This window comes from Streptomyces sp. 5-10 (assembly GCF_014712245.1).
GTDB classification, from domain to species: domain Bacteria; phylum Actinomycetota; class Actinomycetes; order Streptomycetales; family Streptomycetaceae; genus Streptomyces; species Streptomyces violaceusniger.
This window is the reverse complement of record NZ_JACVYG010000096.1, coordinates 1-18,218: the sequence shown is the minus strand read 5'-3', so window position 1 is coordinate 18,218 and position 18,218 is coordinate 1. Positions and strand designations below refer to the sequence as shown.

Annotated in this window: 2 protein-coding genes and 1 pseudogene; all 3 read right to left on the bottom strand. The window is 74.1% G+C overall.

Going from position 1 to position 18,218, the window contains the following annotated elements; all coding sequences use genetic code 11:
• Positions 1-1,934: pseudogene (locus IEJ02_RS46230) on the bottom strand (type I polyketide synthase); the annotation flags it as partial.
• 16 nt (positions 1,935-1,950) lie between these two features.
• Positions 1,951-14,064 carry a type I polyketide synthase gene (locus IEJ02_RS46225; RefSeq protein WP_191070275.1) on the bottom strand — a complete coding sequence of 4,038 codons (12,114 nt, stop codon included), beginning with the start codon at positions 14,062-14,064 and terminating at the stop codon, positions 1,951-1,953.
• Positions 14,065-14,105: 41 nt separating this feature from the next.
• Positions 14,106-18,218: SDR family NAD(P)-dependent oxidoreductase (locus tag IEJ02_RS46220; protein ID WP_191070274.1), on the bottom strand; the 4,113-nt coding region annotated here is incomplete at its 5' end.

Below are 18,218 nucleotides of genomic sequence, written 5' to 3'. Positions count from 1 at the left end.
CACCGGCTGCACCACATCCACCCGCCCCAGATCCCCCGCACCCTCCACCCCACGCAACACATCCGAAAGCGACCACTCCACATAAGGCGCCAGCGCCCGCTCACACTCCGCCACCCGCGCCGCGAACACCGACGACACCTCAAGCAACTCCGCACCCATCCCCACCCACTGCGAACCCTGACCGGGGAAGACCAACACCGGACCCACATCACCCGCCAACGCAGCAACACCCGACCGCACCACACCCGAATGCGCCACACCCCCCGCCAACGCCTCCACACCCGCCAACAGCTCCGCCAGGTCACCACCCACCACCACGGCTCGATGCTCAAACACCGATCGGCTGGTGACCAACGACCACCCCACATCCACCGACGACAGCTCAGACGCACCCCCCACCCACTCAGCCAACGCCCCAGCCTGCCCCCGCAACGCCTCCACACTCCGCCCCGACACCACCCACGGCACCACCCCACCCACCACAGAAGACGCCGTCGACACCTCCTCGTCAGGAGCCTGCTCCACGATCACATGCGCATTGGTACCGCTGATCCCGAACGCGGACACCCCGGCCCGGCGTGGCCGCTCGTTCCTCGGCCACTCCACCGGGTCCGTGAGCAACCGCACCGCCCCACCGGACCAGTCCGCGTGCGGGGTCGGCTCGTCGACGTGCAGCGTGGCGGGCAGCAGTTGATGGCGCAGGGCCATCACCATCTTGATCACACCGGCCACACCCGCCGCGCCCTGCGTATGGCCGATGTTGGACTTCATCGAGCCCAGCCACAGCGGCCGGTCCTCCGGCCGGTCCTGGCCGTACGCGGCGAGCAGCGCCTCGGCCTCGATCGGGTCGCCGAGCGTGGTGCCCGTGCCATGGGCCTCCACCGCGTCCACTTCCGCGGAGGACAACTGCGCGTTGATCAGCGCCTGGCGGATCACTCGCTGCTGCGAAGGGCCGTTGGGCGCGGTGAGCCCGTTCGACGCGCCGTCCTGGTTGATGGCCGAGCCCCGGAGCACCGCCAGCACCTGGTGGCCGTTGCGCTGTGCGTCGGACAGCCGCTCCAGCAGCAGGAGCCCCACACCCTCCGAGAAGCCCGTGCCGTCCGCGGCGGCCGCGAAGGGCTTGCACCGGCCGTCGGGGGCCAGGCCACGCTGGCGGGAGAACTCCACGAAGGTGTTCGGGGTGGTCATCACGGTCNGCGGGAGAACTCCACGAAGGTGTTCGGGGTGGTCATCACGGTCACACCACCGGCCAGGGCCAGGGTGCACTCCCCCTGCCGCAGCGCCTGGCAGGCCAGATGCATCGCGACCAGCGACGACGAACACGCCGTATCCACCGTCACGGCGGGCCCTTCCAACCCGAGGGTGAAGGCCACTCGGCCGGAGACGACGCTCAGGGTGTTTCCGGTGAGCAGGTATCCTTCCGCGCTCTTTTCGATCCGCGGGGTGCCGAAGCCGAGGATTCCGGCGCCCGCGTAGACCCCGGTGGGGGTGCCCTTCAGCGAGGTGGGGTCGATTCCGGCGCGTTCGATCAATTCCCAGGAGACTTCGAGCAGTTGGCGCTGCTGGGGTTCGGCCGCCAGGGCCTCGCGCGGGCTGATGCCGAAGAAGGTGGCGTCGAAGCCGTCGGCCCGGTCCAGGAATCCGCCGTGGCGGACATAGCTGGTGCCGGAGTGGTCGGGGTCCGGGTGGAACAGCCCGGCCAGGTCCCAGCCGCGGTCGGTCGGAAACTCCCCGATCGCGTCCCCGCGCGCGGCGACCAGCTCCCACAGGTCCTCGGGCGAGGTGATTCCGCCGGGAAACCGGCAGGCCATGCTGACGATGGCCACCGGCTCCTGGGAACGCTCCTCCATCTCGCGAAGTCGCCGACGCGTCTGCCCCAGATCGGCCGTGACCTTCTTGAGGTACTGGCGGAGCTTCTCTTCGGTACCCGACATCAGTTCCGCGCCTCCATCAGGGCAGTTCACGGTCAATGAGCTCGAACATCTCGTCGTCCGAGGCGGCTTCGAGGGTGTCGAAGCCGGTCGCGCCGGCTGGGCCGCCGGACCCGCCGCCGTTCCACTTCGCCAGCAGGGCGCCCAGCCGTTGGGCGATCCGCTGCCGGCCTTCGTCGTCCGTGTCGAGCGTGGCCAAGGTGGTGTCCAGCCTGGCCAGCTCGCCCAGGACCGGGTCGACGGCGTCCCGCCCCGGCGCGGCCCCGTCGCCGGGGGCCAGCCGTTCCAGCAGGTAGTCGGCGAGTACGGCCGCTTCCGGGTAGTCGAAGACCATCCCGGCGGGCAGGCGCAGTCCGGTGGCGGCGGCGAGGCGGTTGCGCAGTTCGACGGCGGTCAGGGAGTCGAAGCCCAGCTCCTTGAAGCTGGCCTCGGCCTGCACGGCGTCCACATCGGCGTGTCCGAGCACCGTGGCGGCGTGGCCACGCACCAGGTTGAGCACGAGGCGGTGCCGTTCGGCCGTGGACAGGCCCGCGAGGCGGGCGCCCCAGTCGACCTGCCGGTCGTCCCCGGCCGCCGCCGCGGTGCGCCGCCCGGCGCCGCCACCGGCACCCGTGGCGGCCAGGGCGCGCAGCGTGGCGGGCAGGCTGTCGGCGGGCAGTCCGGCGAGGGTGCGGGGATCCACCTGGGCGGCGACCAGATGGGCAGCGCCGTGCTGCACGGCGGCGTCGAGCAGCGCCAGACCGTGGCGGGTGCTGAGGGAGGCTACGCCGGTACGGGACATCCGGGCCAGATCCGCATCGGCCAGGTGTCCGGTCATGCCGCTGGCGTCGGCCCACAGGCCCCAGGCGATCGAGACACCCGGCAGTCCGACGGCCCGTCGGTGGGCGGCGAGCGCGTCACAAAAGGCGTTGGCGGCGGCGTAGTTGGCCTGTCCCGGGCTGCCGAGTGTGCCCGCGGCGGAGGAGAAGAGGACGAACATGCCGAGCCGCAGATGGGCCGTCGCCGTGTGCAGATGGGCCGCTGCCGTGGCCTTGGCCGTCCAGACCCGCGCCAGCCGCTCGGGGGTCTGTGAGGTGACCACCGCGTCGTCCAGCACACCGGTGGCGTGGATGACTCCGGTCAGCGGATGCTCGGGATCGACCCCCGCCACCAGCTCCGCCACCGCCGAGGCGTCGGTGACATCCGCCGCCGCGACGCGCACTCGCGCGCCCAGCTCCTCCAGCCGGGCGGCCAGGTCGCGGGCGCCCGGAGCGTCCGGCCCCCGCCTGCTCACCAGCAGCAGATGGCCGATCCCCCACACGCGGACGAGGTGTTCGGCGATGTAGGCGCCCAGGGTGCCGGTGCCACCGGTGATGAGGACCGTCCCGTCCGGGTCGACCGCGGCGGGTACGTCCAGCACCAGCTTGCCGGTGTGCTTGGCCTGGCTCAGCTGCCGCAGCGCGTCCCGCGCCCGGCTGAGCGGCCAGGGTCGTACGGGTGCGGGCCGCAGCGCTCCGGCGGCGAACAGCGGGCTCACCTCGCGCAGCATCTCCCCGATGCGGTCCGGCCCGGCGTCGGGGACCAGGTCGAAGGCGCGATAGCGGATGCCCGTACCCACGCCCGCGAGCTGTTCCGGACCGCGGATGTCGGTCTTGCCCATCTCCGAGAGCCGTCCACCGTCGGCCAGCAGCCGCAGGGAGGCGTCCACGAACGGCCCGGCGAGGCTGTTGAGCACCACATCGACCCCGCGTCCGCCGGTGGCCTCGCGGAACACCTCCTCGAAGTCCAGATCGCGCGACGACGCCCGGTGTGCCTGATCGATGCCCATCTCCTCCAGCACCCCGTGCTTGCCGGGGCTCGCCGTCGCGTAGACCTCCGCCCCCAGGTGGCGCGCAATCTGCACCGCCGCCATGCCGACGCCGCCGGTGGCGGCGTGGATCAGCACCGTTTCGCCGTTCCGCAGCCCGGCCAGGTCCACCAGCCCGTACCAGGCGGTGAGGAACACCACCGGTACGGCGGCCGCCTGCCGGAAGCTCCAGCCGTCGGGGATCGGCACGACCATGCGCGCGTCCGCCACCGCCCACGGTCCGAACGCGCCCTCGAACAGGCCCATGACCCGGTCGCCCACCGCGAGCCCGGTGACCTCCGGGCCGATGTCCACGACCACTCCGGCGCCCTCGCTGCCGCGGAACACCCCGCCCCCGGGGTACATCCCGACGACGATGAGCGCATCGCGGAAGTTCATGCCCGCCGCGTGCACGGCGATCCGGACCTCTCCCGGCCCCAGTGGCTCGAGCGCCTCGGGACACGGCACGGGTGTCACATTGTCCACGGTGGACGCGCCCGCCACGGCGAGCCGCCACGCGGGCTGCGCCACCGGGCCCACCAGACCTCCGCTGCCGGGGCCGCCCGCGCGCGTCAGACGCGGCGCCCACACCCGGCCGGAGCCCACCGCCACCTGCGGTTCGTCCAGGGCGACGGCCCTCAGCACACCGTCCAGCACCGCCGCGCCGATCTCGTCGGGGTCGGGCGTGCCGTGCGGATCGCGGTCGAGCAGGATGAACCGGTCCGGGTTCTCCGCCTGTGCGCTGCGCAGCAGCCCCCACACCGCCGCACCGGCCGTGTCCACGGCCCCCGAGCCGGGGTCCTCCGCCACCGGGCCACCGGCCGCGACCGCGCCGTGTGTCACCACGACCAAGCGGCTCTCGGCCAGCCGGGGTTCGGCCAGCCAGCCCCGCACCACCTCGAGGGTGCGCCGTACGGCCGCCAGGGCATCGGCCTCCGCGGCCACGATGTCCACGGCGGTGGCCGAGGCCGGTACGGCGGTCAGCGCCACCGAGGGCGCCGGGGTCCCGGCGTCGATCGCCGCGACCAGCGACTCCAGGTCCGGGTGGCGGACCACGCCCGCGGGGGCCCAGTTCAGGCCCTCGGAGCCCAGCGCCACCCAGCCGCCGTCCCCGGCCACCGGCTGGGGCAGCCCCGTGTCCGCACCGGGCGCCGGCTCGGGGAGCGGGATCCAGTCCAGGGTGAACAGCCCGTCCACGGCGCCCCGTCCGGCGGTCCGCAGCTGATCCGTACGGGCGGGGCGCAGCACCAGCGAGTCGACCGTCAGCACCGGGTCGCCCACGGCGTCGGCCACGGCGATGCGCAGCGCCCGCTCGCCGTCCGCGCCCTGCTCACGCGGGGACAGCCGGACGCGTACGGTGGTCGCTCCGGCCGCCCACAGCGACACCCCGTTCCAGGCGAACGGCAGCCACACCTGGCCGTCGTCGTGCCGCTCCTGGGGCTGGTCGGGCCGGTCGAGGAGGGACGCCGGGTGCAGCGCGGCGTCCAGCAGCGCCGGGTGGATGCCGAATCCGGCCTGATCGCCCGCGGCTTCGGGCAACGCCACCTCGGCCAGCACATCCGCGCCGTCGCGCCACAACTTGCGGACGCCCTGGAACGCGGGCCCGTATCCGTACCCGGCGGCCTCGGCACGCTCGTAGAAGCCGTCGATGTCCACCGGCTCCGCGCCCGGCGGGGGCCACACCCCGGAGGGCCGGGGTGCCGGTTCGCCGTGGGGGCCGAGTACGCCGACCGCATGGCACACCCAGACCGGGTCCCCGGTGGTTTCGGCGTCGCGGTCGGGCCGGGAGTACACCCGTACGTCGCGGCGTCCGTCGTCGGCGGCGGCGCCCACCACCACCTGGACGCGCAGCCCGCCGGTGTCGGGGAGGACGAGCGGGACCTGCAAGGCGAGTTCCTCCACCGTGCCGCAACCCGCCAGGTCGGCGGCCCGCAGCGCCCATTCGACCTGGGCCGCGCCCGGGACCAGCGGGGCGCCCGCCACCACGTGTTCGCCGAGCCAGCCCTCGCCGCCACCGGCCGTGAGCCGTCCGGTGAGCAGATGGGTGCTGCCGTCGGCGAGCTCCACGGCCGCGCCGAGCAGCGGGTGTTCGGCGGAGACCAGGCCGAGGTCGGTGGGGTCGCCGCCCCGGCCGGCGGTGCCCTCGAGCCAGTAGCGCTCGCGCTGGAAGGCGTAGGTGGGCAGTGGCACGGTGCGGGGCGCGGGGTCGGTGGGGAACAGGGTGGTCCAGTCGACGTCGACCCCCACGGTGAACGCCTGGGCCAGCGATCGCACCAGCTGGGCGAGATCGCCGTGGTCCCGGCGCAGGGTGGGGACGGTGGCGGCGGGGACGCCCGCCTCCTCGAAGCTCTCCTGCATGCCCACCGTGAGGACGGGATGGGTGCTGGCCTCGATGAACACCCGGTGGCCATCGGCGAGCAGCGCCTGGATCGCGTCGGCGAACCGCACCCGCTCCCGCAGATTGCGCACCCAGTAGCCCGTGTCCAGGACGGAGCCGTCGGCCCGGCCACCGGTCACGGTGGAGTAGAACACCACCCCGGACGCGGGCGTCCCGATCGGCTCAACTCCCCCGAGCAGCGTGGTGAGTTCATCGGCGATCTCATCGACCTGGGGACTGTGCGAGGCGTAGTCCACCTCGATCGTCCGGGCCCGTTCCCCGGCGTCACGGCAGGTGGCCACGGCCGCGGCCACCTGCTCCGGCGGGCCGGACACCACCGTGGAGGCGGGGCCGTTCACGGCGGCCACGACCACGGCGGCGGCGCGGTCGCCGAGCCCGGACAGCAGGTCCGTGGCCTGTTCCTGGCCCACGCCGAGGGAGGCCATGGCCCCGCCTCCGGCGAGTTGCCGCAGCGCCCGGCTGCGCAGGGCCACGATCCGGGCGCCGTCCTCCAAGGTGAGCGCCCCGGCCACGCAGGCGGCGGCGATCTCGCCCTGGCTGTGGCCCACGACGGCGGCGGGCCGCACCCCATGGCCCGCCCATACGGCGGCCAGGGACACCATCACCGCCCAGAGCACCGGCTGCACCACATCCACCCTGCCCAGATCGCCGGCGCCGTCCACGCCGCGCAGCACATCGGTGAGCGACCAGTCGACGTGGGGCGCCAGCGCTCGTTCGCACTCGGCCACCCGGGCGGCGAACACCGGTGAGGCGTCCAGCAGTCCGGCGCCCATCCCGATCCACTGCGAGCCCTGGCCGGGGAAGACCAGCACCGGGCCCGCGCCGCCCGTGGTGGCGGCCGTGCCCGTGTGCACCACGCCGGGGTGTGTCTCGTCGGCCGCCAGTGCCTCGATGGCCGCCATCAGGTCGGCGCGGCTCTCGCCGACGACCACGGCGCGGTGGTCGAACAGGGTGCGGGAGCGGATGAGGGACCAGCCCACCTCGACGGGAGAGGCCGTGGGGCCGGTGGTCAGCCGCGCGGCCAGCGCCCGCGCCTGGTCCCGGAGCGCGCCCGCGCCCCGCGCGGACAGCACCCAGGGCACCACCCGGGGGCCATCGGACTCGGGCTCCTGCTCGGGGTGTTCGGCCTGGTCGGGGGCCTGTTCAAGGATGACGTGGGCGTTGGTGCCGCTGATGCCGAAGGACGACACACCGGCCCGGCGCGGGCGCTCGTCCGTCGGCCACTCGATCGCCTGGGTCAGCAGCCGCACTCCGTCGTCGTCCCACTCCACATGCGGGCTCGGCTCATCGATGTGCAGTGAGGCGGGCAGCAGGCCATGGCGCATCGCCATCACCATCTTGATCACACCCGCCACGCCCGCGGCGGCCTGCGTATGACCGATGTTGGACTTGATGGAGCCGAGCCACAGCGGACGGCCCTCCGGCCGCTCCCGCCCGTACGTGGCCAGCAGGGCCTGGGCCTCGATGGGGTCGCCGAGTGTGGTGCCCGTTCCGTGGGCCTCGACCACGTCGACGTCCGCCGGGGAAAGGCGTGCGGTGGCCAGGGCCTGGCGGATCACCCGTTGCTGCGATGGCCCGTTCGGCGCGGTCAGGCCGTTGGACGCGCCGTCCTGATTGACCGCCGACCCACGGATCACCGCCAGCACCTCGCGGCCGTTGCGGCGCGCGTCCGACAGCCGCTCCAGGACGAGCAGCCCGATGCCCTCGCCCCAGCCGGTGCCGTCGGCCGCCGCGGCGAACGGCTTGCAGCGGCCGTCCGGGGCCAGTCCGCGCTGCCGCGAGAACTCCACGAAGGTGTTCGGTGTGGCCATCACCGTGACACCACCGGCCAGGGCCAGGGTGCACTCCCCCTGCCGCAGCGCTTGTGCCGCGAGATGCATGGCCACCAGCGACGACGAACACGCCGTGTCCACCGTCACCGCGGGCCCCTCCAGGCCGAAGGTGAACGCCACCCGGCCGGAGGCGATGCTCGGTGTGCTGCCGGTCATCAGCCGGCCCTCGACGCCCTCCGGGGTGCGGCCCAGGAAGCGGCTGCCGTAGTCGTCGTACATCACCCCGGTGATCACCGCGCTGCGGCTGCCGCGCAGACTCACCGGGTCGATGCCCGCGCTCTCGAACGCCTGCCACGCGGTCTCCAGCAGCAGCCGCTGCTGGGGGTCGGTGGCCAGCGCCTCGCGGGGTGAGATTCCGAAGAACTCGGCGTCGAACCGCGGCGCCTCGTAGAGGAATCCGCCCTCGCGGGCGTAGCTGGTGCCGGTGTGGTCCGGGTCGGGGTCGAAGAGGCCCGCGAGGTCCCAGCCACGGTCCGCGGGGAACTCCCCGATCGCGTCCACGCCCTCGGCCACCAGCCGCCACAGCTCCTCGGGGGAGCCGACGCCACCCGGGTAGCGGCAGGCCATGCCGACGATGGCGATCGGGTCGTCGTCGGTGGCCACGACGGCCGGCGTCGCCGGGAGCGGTGTCCCGGCCGGTGCGCCGACCAGCCGCTCCCGCAGGAAGCGCACCAGGGCGTCGGGGGTCGGATAGTCGAAGATGACGGTGGCCGGGATCCGGGTGCCGGTGGCGGCGTTGAGCCGGTTGCGCAGGTCGAGCGCCGTGAGCGAGTCGAAGCCGAGGTCCTGGAAGGCCCTGCCCAGGTCGATGGCCTCCGGTGCGGGATGGGCGAGCACGGTGGCCACCTGGTCGCGCACCAGCTCTGCGATGAGCCGGTCCTGCTCCTCGGTGGACAGTTCGGCGAGCCGCCCGGACAAGGAGCCCGACCCGGTGTTCCGGGCGGCTCGCGTGGGGACGTGCACCAGCCGCCGCAGCACGGGCGGAAGTGGCCCGGCGGTGGCCCGGGTGCGCAGCGCCGCGAGGTCGAAGCGCGCGGGGACGAGCGTGGGGTGGTCGGTGGTGAGTGCCGCGTCGAGCAGTGTGAGGGCCTGCTCGCTGGAGACGGCGGCGACACCGGAGCGGGCCATCCGGGCGAGGTCCGCGTCGTCCAGGTGGCCGGTCATGCCACCGGCGGACGCCAGCAGCCCCCAGGCCAGCGCATGGGCCGTCCGCCCCTCGGCGCGGCGGTGTTCTGCGAGGGCGTTGAGGAACATGTTGGCCGCGGCGTAGTTGGCCTGGCCGCCGCTGCCCATGATGGAGGCGGCGGAGGAGAACATCACGAACGCGGCCGGATCCATGTCCCGGGTCAGCCGGTGCAGATGCCATGCGGCGTCCAGCTTGGGGGCGAGGACGGTGTCGAGTTGCTCGGGCGTCATGGCGGTGACCACACCGTCGTCGAGCACCCCCGCGGCGTGCACGACGGCCGTCAGCGGATGCTCTTCGGGGACGGTGGCGAGCAGGGCGGCCAGCGCCTCGGGGTCGGCGGCGTCACACGCCGTGACGCGTACGTCCGCCGCGCCCAGCGCGGTCAGTTCGTCCGCGAACGCGTCGATGTCCTCCGTGATGCCACCGCGCCGGCTGACCAGCAGCAGATGGCGGGCGCCGTGTGCGGAGACCAGATGGCGGGCCACCAGCCGGCCCAGCGCTCCGGTGCCACCGGTGATCAGTGCAGTGCCGTCCGGGTCGAGGGCGCGGGGCGGGGTGTCCTGGTCGGGTCGGACCGTGACCAGACGGGGTACGTGGGCCGTTCCCGCCCGCACCGCCACCTCGGATTCGGCACCGGCGACGGCGGCCGGAAGGATGGTGCGCAGGGCCTCGCGCGAGGCGGGGTCGTCGTCCAGGTCGAGCAGCAGGATGCGCTCGGGGTGTTCGGCCTGGGCGGCGCGGACCAGGCCCCATGCGGGCGCGGTGGCCAGGTCGGCGGGCCCGTCCCCGGGCCCGGTGGCGACCGCGCCACGGGTGGCGATGACCAGCCGGGCCCCGCTGAACCGCTCGTCCGTCAGCCACGTGCGCAGCGCGTCGAGGACATGATGGACCGCCGCGCGTACGCGGGCGGGTGTCTCGTCGGGGTGTGGTGAGGTGTCCGGTGTACCGGGGCATTCGAGAATGACGATGTCGGGGGCGGGCTGTCCGCCGTCGAGAGCGGCCCGCAGGGCGGCCAGGTCCGGATGGGCCGGGAGGCCCGGGCCCGGGTCCCGGGATCCGATGAGCGCCCAACTCGCCGTGGGCGGGGCCGTGTCGGCGGAGACCGGATACGGCTGCCAGTCCAGGCGGTACAGCGGGGCGCCGGCCGTGGCGGCGCGGGCGGAGCGCCAGCGGTCGGCGGAGACCTCCCGCAGCCCGAGCGCGTCGATGGTGGCCACGGGCGCGCCGTGGTCGTCGGTCAGCCTCAGGGTGACGGTGTCCGGGGCGGTGGGGGTGATGCGTACGCGCAGCCGGGTGGCGCCGGTGGTGAAGAGCCGCACCCCGCCGAAGGAGAACGGCAGCCGGACGGTCCCCTCGCCGCCGTCCGGCGCGTGGTCGCCTCCGAAACGGCCCATGCCGCCGAACAGCTCCTCCACCGGGTGCAGGGCGCTGTCGAGCAGGGCGGGGTGCAGCCCGTAGCCGTCGGCCTCGCCGCGCTGTTCGGGGGCCAGCCGCACCTCGGCGAACATCTCCTCGCCGAGCCGCCATGCGGTGTGCAGACCACGGAACGCGGGCCCGTAGGCGTATCCCTGCGCGGCCAGGCGCTCGTACAGGTCCGCCACGTCGACCGGGACGGCCCCGGCGGGTGGCCAGGCGGTGGCCGACGGCTCGTCGTCGGGCGGTGGCGTGGCGGCGTCGGACAGGAGGCCGGTGGCGTGGTGGCGCCAGGCGGCCGGTGCGTCCAGGGAGTCGCCGCCCTCGTCGGCGGGGCGCGAGGCGATGGTGACGGTCCGTCGTCCGGCCTCGTCGGGTGGGGTGACGGCGAGCTGGATACGTACCGCGCCGGAGGCGGGCAGGATCAGCGGCGTCTCCAGGGTGAGGTCGTCGACCAGCTCGCGGCCGGTGTGCGCGGCGGCGAGGAGGGCCAGCTCCAGCAGGGCCGTACCGGGCAGGGGGACGCTGTCCGCGATGGTGTGGTCGGCGAGCCAGGCGTGGGTGTGCGCGGACAGCCGTCCGGTGAGCAGCAGCCCGCCGTCGGGTGTCTCCACGGCGGCCTGGAGCAGGGGATGGCCGGTGGCGCCGAGGCCGACGGCGCGTACGTCGGCGGTGGCGTTCGGGACGGGCCGCCAGTACCGCTGCCGCTGGAACCGGTAGGTGGGCAGGTCGACACGGCCCGCGTCCCCGGGGAGGGCGGCGGCGAAGTCGACCGTGCCGCCGTCGATGTGTGCCAGGGCGAGCGCGGTCAGCAGCGTACGGGGCTCGTCGCGGCCCGGGCGCAGGGCGGTGGCGAACACGGGCGCGGTGTCGGGGGTGTCGGAGGCGTCGGCGGCCAGCGCGTCCTGGGCCATGGTGGTGAGGACGGCGTCCGGGCCGAGCTCGAGATAGCGCGTCACGCCTTCGCCGTGCAGGGTGCGCAGCCCGTCGTGGAACCGTACGGGCTCGCTGACGTGGCGCACCCAGTACTCGGGGTCGCGGAGCTGCTCGGGGTCGGCCTGCCGGCCGGTGACGTTGGAGATCACCGGGATGCGCGGTGCGTGGTAGGTGAGCCGCCGCGCCACCTCGCGGAAGTCGTCGAGCATGGGGGCCAGCAGGGGCGAGTGGAAGGCGTGGCTGACCCGGAGCCGCTTGGTGCGGTGCCCTCGCTCCTTCAGGGTGCGGGCGATCTCGTCGACGGTTTCGGCGGCTCCGGACACGACCACCGAGGTGGGGCCGTTGACGGCGGCGAGCGCCACGCGGTCCTCATGGCCCGCGAGCAGAGGGAGGACCTGCTCCTCGGAGGCTTCGACGGCGGCCATGGCGCCGCCGGACGGCAGCGCCTGCATCAACCGGCCGCGAGCGGCCACGAGTTCGCAGGCGTCCGGCAGGGACAGCACGCCCGCCACATGCGCAGCCACCAGTTCGCCGACGGAGTGTCCGGTCAGGAACGAGGGGGTGAGGCCGAACGACTCGACGAGCCGGAAGAGCGCGGTCTCCAGGGCGAAGAGGGCCGCCTGGGTCACACCGGTGCCGTGCAGGGCCCGCGCCTGGTCGGTGTCCTCCGCCGCGAAGAGGATCCCGCGCAGTGGCTGGCCGGGCAGCGGATCGAGATGGGCGCAGACCTCGTCCAGAGCGGCGGCGAACACCTCGAAGGTCCGGTACAGCTCACGGCCCATACCCGGGCGTTGGCTGCCCTGACCGGTGAACATCAAGGCGGTGCCGCCGGAGCGGGTCGCCGCCGTGGCCCGGATCAGCCCGGGGTGGCTCTGGTCGTCGGCCAGGGCCCGCACGGCGGCCAGCAGTTCGTCGCGGTCCTCGCCGATGGCCACGGCCCGGTGCTCGAGGGCCGAGCGGGTCCGGGCCAGCGACCAGCCCACATCGGCCACGGGCAGCGCGGGGTGGGCGGTGAGGTGTGCGGCGAGCGCCTGGGCCTGGTCCCGTAACGCCTGGCCGGTGCGGGCGGACACCACCCAGGGCACCACACGGCGGGCCGGCGTCGCCGCGTCCGCGGCGGTCGGCTCAGGGGCCCGTTCCGGCGCGGTGGGCTCGTCGGCGGGGGGCTGTTCGAGCAGCAGATGGGCGTTGGTCCCGGAGATCCCGAAGGAGGACACCGCGGCCCGCCGGGGCCGCTCGCCACGCGGCCACCCGACGGCTTCGGTGAGCAGGCGTACGGCGCCGGTGTCCCATGCCACATGGGGCGTGGGCTGCTTGACGTGCAAGGTGGCGGGCAGCGTCTCATGGCGCATCGCCATGATCATCTTGATGACTCCGGCCACGCCCGCGGCGCCCTGGGTGTGTCCGATGGTGGACTTGACCGATCCCAGCCACAGCGGCCGGTCCTCGGTCCGGTCCCGGCCGTAGGTGGCGAGCAGCGCATGGGCCTCGATGGGATCGCCGAGGCGGGTTCCGGTGCCGTGCGCCTCCACCACGTCCACCTCGGCCGGGGACAGCCGCGCGTTCGCCAACGCCTGGAGGATGACGCGCTGTTGGGAGGGCCCGTTGGGCGCGGTCAGGCCGTTGGAGGCGCCGTCCTGGTTGATCGCCGAGCCCCGGATCACGGCGAGCACCCGATGGCCGTGGCGCCGTGCGTCGGACAGCCGCTCCAGCAGCACCAGGCCGACGCCCTCGGAGAAGGCGGTGCCGTCGGCGTCGGCGGAGAACGCCTTGCACCGGCCGTCCGGAGCCAGCCCGCGCTGCCGGGAGAACTCGGTGAAGACGTTCGGGATGGCCATCACCGTCACCCCGCCCGCCAAGGCCAGGGTGCACTCGCCCTGCCGCAGCGCCTGGCAGGCCAGGTGCATCGACACCAGCGAGGACGAGCACGCCGTGTCCACCGTGACGGCCGGCCCCTCCAGGCCGAGGGTGTACGCCACCCGGCCGGAGAGCACACTGGGCGCGTTGCCCGTCACCAGATAGCCCTCGGCGCTCTTCTCGATGTGCGGGGTGCCGAAGCCGGGCAGCGCGGTCCCGGCGTACACCCCCGTCGAGGTGCCCTTCAACGAGAGCGGGTCGATTCCGGCGCGTTCGAGGAGCTCCCAGGACACCTCCAGCAGCAGCCGCTGCTGCGGGTCGATGGCCAGCGCCTCGCGCGGGCTGATCCCGAAGAACTCGGGGTCGAAGCGGTCGGCGTCGTAGAGGAAGCCGCCCTCACGGGCGTGGCTGGTGCCGGGGTGGTCCGGGTCCGGGTGGAACAGCCCCTCCAGGTCCCAGCCGCGGTCGGTGGGGAACTCCCCCATCGCGTGCGCGCCGGAGGCCAGGAGCCGCCACAGCGCCTCGGGCGAGTCGGCCCCGCCGGGGTAGCGGCAGGCCATGCCGACCACGGCCACCGGCTCCTGGGAGCGGTCCTCCAGCTCGCGCAGCCGCTGACGCGTTTCGTGCAGATCGCCTGCCACTCGCCTCAGATAGTCGACCAGCTTCTCTTCATTAGCGTGCGTCACGGAGGATCACCCGGCCTTCAGCGAAGGGCGCGCCACGTTGTTCATGACAGGCCAAGTTCGTTGTCGATGAATTCCAGAACCTGATCGGCGGTCGCCACCTGCAACCGCTCCACGGCATCGCCGTCGTCCGCCTGCGCCGACGAGCACATCGCCTTCCACTTGGACAGCAACGTCTCCAGCCGGGCGGTGACCGCGCCGGAGTCCACGTCCTCGACCACGAGGGCCGACAGGCTGTTCTCCAGCCTGACCAGCTCGTTGAGGACGGGGTGGGGCCGGAGTGCATCGGGGTCGGGGGTATCCGGCTCACCGTCCGGCGAGAGCTCCCGGCGCAGCTGCTCGGCCAGCACCGCCGCCTCCGGGTGGTCGAAGACGAGGGTCGCGGGCAGCCGCAGTCCGGTGGCCGCGGCCAGCCGGTTGCGCAGCTCCACCGCGGTCAGCGAGTCGAAGCCGAGGTCCTTGAACGACGCGTCCGGCTGCACCACACCCGGATCGGCGTGGCCGAGCACGGTGGCCGCCTGGGTGCGCACCAGGTTGAGCAGCAGCCGGTGCTGTTCGGTGGACGGCAGCCCCCTGAGTCGGCCCGCCCAGTCGGTGTTCTGCCCACCGGCGGCCGCCGTGGGCCGGGCCCGCCCGCTGCCACCGACGGTGGCGAGGGCCCGCAGGGGGGCGGGCAGCGTGCCGGGGGCCTGAGCGGCGAGGGAGCCGGTGTCCAGATGGAGCGCCAGCAGATGCGGATGGCCGTGGTGGCAGGCCGCGTCCAGCAGCGCCAGCCCCTCCTCGGTGCTGTTGGCCTTGATGCCCAGCCGGCCGATCCGGGCCAGATCGGCGTCGGCCAGCCGCGCGGTCAGGCCGCTGGTGGCCGCCCAGAGTCCCCATGCCACCGACAGCCCTGGCCGCCCGGCGGCCTGGCGGCGGGCGGCCAGGGCGTCACAAAAGGCGTTGGCGGCGGCGTAGTTGGCCTGGCCGGGGGTGCCGAGGTCGGAGGCGAAGGAGGAGAACAGGACGAACATGCCGAGCCGCAGATGCGCGGTGGCGGTGTGCAGATGGGCCGCCGCCGCGGCCTTCGCCGCCCAGGCCCGGGCCAGTCGCTTCGGATCCTGCGAGGGGAGCATCGCGTCGTCCAGCGCCCCCGCCGCGTGCACGACACCGGTCAGCGGATGCGCCGGGTCGATGCCCGCGAGGACGTCGGCCACCTGGGCGGCGTCGCCGATGTCGCAGGCGGCGACGCGTACGTCGGCCCCCAGGTCGGCGAGCTGGGCCACCAGTTCCTTGGCCCCGGGTGCGTCGGGGCCACTGCGGCTCACCAGCAGCAGATGGCGGAGGTTTCGGCTACGGACAAGGTGCTCGGCCACGCGGCCGCCGAGGGTGCCGGTGCCGCCGGTGATGAGCACGGTGCCCTCGGGGTCCACCGGGGCGGGCACGTCCAGGACCAGCTTGCCGGTGTGCCTGGCCTGACTGAGACACCGCAACGCCTCACGCGCCCGGCCGAGCGGCCACGCCCGTACCGGGGGCGGCTCCAGCACACCGGAGGCGAACAACTCGCCCAGCTCTCGCAGCATGTCGCCGATACGGTCCGGACCGGAGTCGGCGATCAGGTCGTAGGCTCGATAGGTCACCCCGGGGTGTTCGGCCGCGATCAGCTCCGGGTCGCGGATGTCGGTCTTGCCCATCTCCAGCAGCCGCCCGCCCTCGCGGAGGAGACGAAGCGAGGCGTCCACGAACTCCCCGGCGAGGCTGTTGAGCACCACATCGATGCCACGGCCACCGATGGCCTCCCGGAACGCCTCTTCGAAGGCCAGGTCGCGCGACGAGGCCCGATGGGCCGCATCGATGCCCATCGCCTCCAGCACCCCGTGTTTCCCCGGGCTCGCCGTGGCATAGACCTCCGCGCCGAGATGCCGGGCGATCCGCACGGCGGCCGTCCCCACACCACCCGTCGCGGCATGGATCAGGACGCGTTCACCCGCCCGGAGCCCGCCCAGCTCCACGAGCCCGTACCAGGCGGTGAGGAACACGACGGGAGCCGCGGCCGCCTGCCGGAACGTCCAGCCTTCGGGGATGGGTACGACCGTACGGGCGTCCGCCACGGCCACCGGGCCGAACGCGCCCTCGAACAGGCCCATCACCCGGTCACCCACCGCGAGACCGGTCACGCCGGGGCCGACCTCCCGCACCACACCGGCGCCCTCGCTGCCACCGAACACCGCGTCCCCGGGGTACATCCCCAACGCCATCAGCGCATCACGGAAGTTGACGCCCGCCGCGTGGACATCGATGCGCACCTGGCCCTCCCGCAGAGGCTCCAGCACCTCCGGGCACGCCACCGGCCGTACGCTGTCCACCGTCCCGGCGCCCTCGATCCCGAGCCGCCACGCGGCCTGCCCCGCCGGGGCCGCCAGGCCCGCGCTCGGCGCGGCGCGCACCAGCCGGGGCATCAGCGCCCGCCCCGCGCGCAGGGCCAGCTGCGACTCGTCCATCGCGATGGCGCGCGCCACGGCGTCGGTCACGAGGTCGGCGGACACCTCGGCGTGAGGGTCGAGATCGAGCAGCAGGAAACGGCCGGGGTTCTCCGCCTGCGCACTGCGTACCAGGCCCCAGACCGCGGCGCCCGCCACATCCAGGCTCTCGGCCGCGGGGTCGATGCCATCCGGGTCGCCGGTCGCGACGGCGCCACGCGTCAGCACCACCAACCGGGCCTCGGCCAGGCGCGGCTCGGCCAGCCAGCTCTGCAACAGCGCCAGGACCCGTTCCGCCGACGCCAGTCCGCCGGCCGCCATCCCGCCATCTCGGGCATGGGCCGCCTCGGCGGGTTCGAGTGCCAGGACGACGGCGGGGGCGGGGGCGCCCGTGTCGAGCGCGTTGATCAACGCCTGCGGATCCGGATGGCATACGGCGGCGGACCCGGCCGGAGCCCGATCCTCGGACCCCAGGATCACCCAGTCGGCGTCATCCGCCGGGTGATGCGCGGACCGCCCGTCGCCGTTGGAAGGCGCGGGAACCGGCAGGGGGGCCCAGTCCATGACGAACAGCCCGTCCACGTCCGGCCGTTGGGCCGTACGGAGCTGATCGGCGTCGGCGGACCGCAGCACCACCGCGTCGGCGCTCAGCACCGGGGCGCCCAGGGCATCCGCCACGGTCACCCGCAGCGTACGCTCCGCCTCCGCGCTCGGTTCGTACGGAGAGATCCGCACCCGTACCGTGCTCGCCCCGGCCGCCCACAGCGACACCCCGCTCCAGGTGAACGGCAGCCACACCCGGCCATCGGCCGACTCGGCGTCGCGCGGTGAGCCATCGGTCAGCAGGACGGGATGCAGGGCGGCGTCGAGCAGCGCCGGGTGGATGCCGAACCCCGTCCGCTCCCCCGCGGCCTCGGGCAGCGCCACCTCGGCCAGCAGGTCCGCACCGTCCCGCCACACGGCGCGCAGCCCCTGGAAGGCCGGACCGTACGCGTACCCCGACGCCGCGATGTGCTCGTAGAAGTCCACGGGGTCGATCGGCTTCGCACCCGCCGGTGGCCATGCCCCGCCCCACTCCTCCACTGGCGTGGCGCCCCCGGGAGGTGGGCTCAGCACGCCCTCCGCATGGCACACCCACCCGGCCGCCGTGTCGGCGCCGTCGTCGGGGCGCGAGTACATCCGCACATCGCGTCGGCCATCGGCGCCCGGCCCGCCGACGACCACTTGCAGGCGCACCCCGCCACTGGTCGGCAGTACGAGCGGTACCTGGAGCGCCAGCTCCTCCACACCACCGCAGCCGACCTCGTCCGCGGCCCGCAGCGCCCACTCCACCAGGGCCGTCCCGGGCATCAGGGCCGCGCCCGCCACCACATGGTCGGCGAGCCAGCCATGGGACCGCGCCGAGAGCCGTCCCGTCAGCAGATGGCCCTGTCCATCGGCGAGCTCCACGGCGGCGCTCAGCAGCGGATGGCCCGCGGCGACCAGTCCGAGGTCGGTGGGGTCGGCGCCCCGGCCGCTGAGGCCGTCGAGCCAATAGCGCTGGTGCTGGAAGGCGTACGTGGGCAGATCGACGGTACGAGGGGTGGGGTCGGCCGGGAACGCCGCCCTCCAATCCACCTCGACCCCGGCGATGAACGCCTGGGCGAGGGAGTGGAGGAGTTGAGTCTGGCCACCGTGGTCGCGACGCAGGGTCGGCAC